Below are 2,957 nucleotides of genomic sequence, written 5' to 3' on the forward strand. Positions count from 1 at the left end.
CTTTTTTGAAATCACGACTATCCCTCCCGAATGTTCCAAGCTCAGGATAGTTGCGCCACACAAATTGAGGCAGAACCGATTTAAGGGAAACGCGACATCGGCCTTGCGAATATGAGGCATCCGGGTGAGCGAAGCGGCAGGCTGCTGGTGCGCGGCGATCCACGATATCGCCTGGAACAGCCAGCCATCACGGTGCCAAGGATCGTCACCCTCCGCCAACGTCAGTTGTTTGATCGCTGCAGTCGCCTGCTCGGCATTGGCAGCAGGTCCCGGCACCCCCGCACCGCTCAGGATCTTGGCGACGTGGCGATATTGGCCGAGAACTATACGTGCAACCTGTTCGGCGAGTGCGTCCTCATCATCGATGGACCACGCCCAGCCGTGGCAGAGTTCGCCATGATCTATTGGAACGAGTTTGAGAGTCATGGGCACGCCGAGCCATTGCCCGAACTTGTAGGGGAGCAACCCAGCCACGATTGACATTCATGGTCGAATGGCAATTGTCATCGCACCTTTCTCTAGGCAGTGGTGGGTAGCGGATCGGTACCCTCGCTGAGGATGGTCAGATAGGCGCGATAGCTGAAAACACGCCCCCGCTTCCTCCCAGTAATCTCCTCAAGAATTCCGAAGCGTTGGAGGTCGGCGAGGGCCGCGTTCACCGTCGGAGCCGACAGACCGGTGTACTCGACCAGTTGGTTCGCGGTCAGGAAGGGGTGCTGCTGGAACAGTTCATGGATACGCAGTGACGAACCGGCGCGATCGCTTTGCGCTGAAATGCGCTCGCGATCCTCCTTAAACAGGTCAACAATCCGCGTGGCGGCATCAAATGCCTGGTTTGCCGTATCCGCCACGCCAGCGAGGAAGAAGTCAAGCCAAGCCTCCCACTGACCATGCTCACGAACCTCCTGGAGCAGGCGATAGTAATCAGCGCGATGCGTCTTAAGAAACAAGCTCAGATAGAGGAGAGGCTTTTGCAGCACCCCATTGACGCAGAGGTACAATGTTACCAGCAACCTGCCGATGCGGCCATTGCCGTCGAGAAAAGGGTGGATGGTTTCAAACTGGACGTGCAGCAGTCCTGCCTTGATGAGAGCAGGAAGGCGGGACTGGTCGTCGTGCATGAAGCGTTCAAACGCGCCGAGGCAATTGTCCAGTTCCGTGACGGGGGGTGGAACGTACAGCGCATTACCGGGACGTGTCCCTCCGATCCAGTTCTGGGAGCGCCTAAACTCCCCGGGGTCCTTGGTGCCGCCACGTCCGCTTTGCAGCAAACGCGCATGCATCTCGCGGATTAGCCTCAGGGACAGTGGCAAGTCTTCGAGGCGCTCCAACCCGTACATCATGGCATCGACGTAGTTCGAGACCTCGCGGATGTCATCGATTGGCTGGCCCGCCTGTGCTTCGGTCTCGAAACGCAGCAGGTCTGTCAGCGTCGATTGCGTTCCTTCGATCTGTGAGGAAAGTACGGCCTCCTTGCGGACATACATATAGAGGAACAGTTCCTGGCGCGGCAGAAGCATCGTGATGCCATCCAGCCGCCCTAAGGCGCGCTCCGCGAGGCTGAGTCGGTCGAGAAGCCCCAGTACGTCGATTGTTGGGACTGGAGGCAGGGGAGGTGGTACGAAGGCGCGGACCGTCTCTCCTGCAACGGGGGTTTCGACAAAGCGGCCAAGGCGTTGGTTGGGGTCTGAATCGGTCATAGCTCACTATGATGCCCCTCTTTTATTTAAGCAATACGGGCTTCGCTTAAATAGTGGGTAGGCTAAGATAAGCGGGTTTAATTAACGTGGTGAGAGTAGGTCAGTGGCAATATGAGCGGGTTCATGGCAGCTTCCTACTGCTCTCGGTTGCAGGAATCCTTCCCGATGCCTGTGCGGAATAGCCTCTTCCAGAGAACACCATCGATCACGAGTCGCCAATCGAGACCTTTCGGCTCATTGGCCCGCATTACGGGCGTCCTACGCGATATGGCAGCTACGCGCACGACAACTCGGATGGCTGAAGAAGGCCAAAGGTCGTATCTGTTACATTCCGAGTCGGGGTTAGTTTCATCAAATCGGCGAACGGAATTCGTGGGTGCTTGTTGTCCATAAATCATCCTGCCCTTTGGTCAGGACCGCGCCCTACTCGGTCGGCTGCATGCAGCCGCCCTCCCCGAGCTGAAACGCTGCCTCTCCCTGCGACGTACCGCTGGCCGTGCCGTCTCCTCCGGAGCCAGCCCGACCAGCCGTCGCATGGTCGTGGCAACGCTTCATCTCGGCCATTCGGTAACGGTCGCTGGGGCGGGGCGGGTCGCTTCAATAGTCTCGTTTTTCCCGTGTCAGCCGGTGTTAGTCCTCGCTTTGCCGGACATGCTGTTCTGCCATCATTGACCGCAAAGGAGTTTCGACAACCGCCGGATCGCTCTGGCCAAAGCTGGCAGAGGGTCGGTGTTGGACGCGATGTAAAAAATCGCAAACTATTGGGATGCCGAAGAGGGTTGGTCCGAAATCGGGATGACCCGCGCCCGGTGCAGATGCCACGGCGGTCTGCTTGAAATCGCTCAGCCAGATGGCACCTCACTCGACCAACTTACCACGGGCAAGCGGTCGCGCCACGTTAGGCAAGGCTCGGCAAAGCGCGAACCCGTCCGGCTGCGGCTCGGGGTGAGAGGGCAGAAAGGACACCGCCCCCGGCAGTTTCATCGGCTGTTCACCTGGGTGTCCTTCGCGGCCACCGCACTTCTCCCGATGTGTTGCTCTGCATGACATGCTGGTCGCAGCTGTCGTCCCGTCCACAAAGGTTGTCGCCGATCTTTTTCCCCTGACCCTACGGGTCATTCCTCGCGCGCCAAAAAGACCGGCGCCTGCCCCTCTCCGCTACGCTTCGCCTTCGGTGTGGCCGGGCCTTGGCCAGCTGCAAGGTGACCATCATTGCAACGCAAACAAGGAGAAGAGCAATGACCACGAACTGCATCA

The 2,957-nt window shown here is 58.7% G+C and carries 1 protein-coding gene and 1 pseudogene; both read right to left on the reverse strand.

The genetic code is table 11. The annotated features are described in order from the left end of the window. Nucleotides 1-474, reverse strand: a pseudogene (locus I3253_RS20245) (hypothetical protein); the annotation flags it as partial. 44 nt (nucleotides 475-518) lie between these two features. Beyond that, nucleotides 519-1,700, reverse strand: coding sequence for a Fic family protein (locus I3253_RS20250; RefSeq protein ID WP_152467152.1), 1,182 nt, complete (start codon nucleotides 1,698-1,700; stop codon nucleotides 519-521). Between the last annotated feature and the right edge of the window lie 1,257 nt (nucleotides 1,701-2,957).

Source organism: Thiosulfatihalobacter marinus (assembly GCF_016019955.1).
Classification (GTDB): domain Bacteria; phylum Pseudomonadota; class Alphaproteobacteria; order Rhodobacterales; family Rhodobacteraceae; genus Shimia; species Shimia marinus_A.

Excerpts from the sequence above, each read along its gene's own strand:
- I3253_RS20250 (WP_152467152.1), bottom strand. The coding sequence starts at position 1,700 with ATGACCGATTCAGACCCCAACCAACGCCTTGGCCGCTTTGTCGAAACC.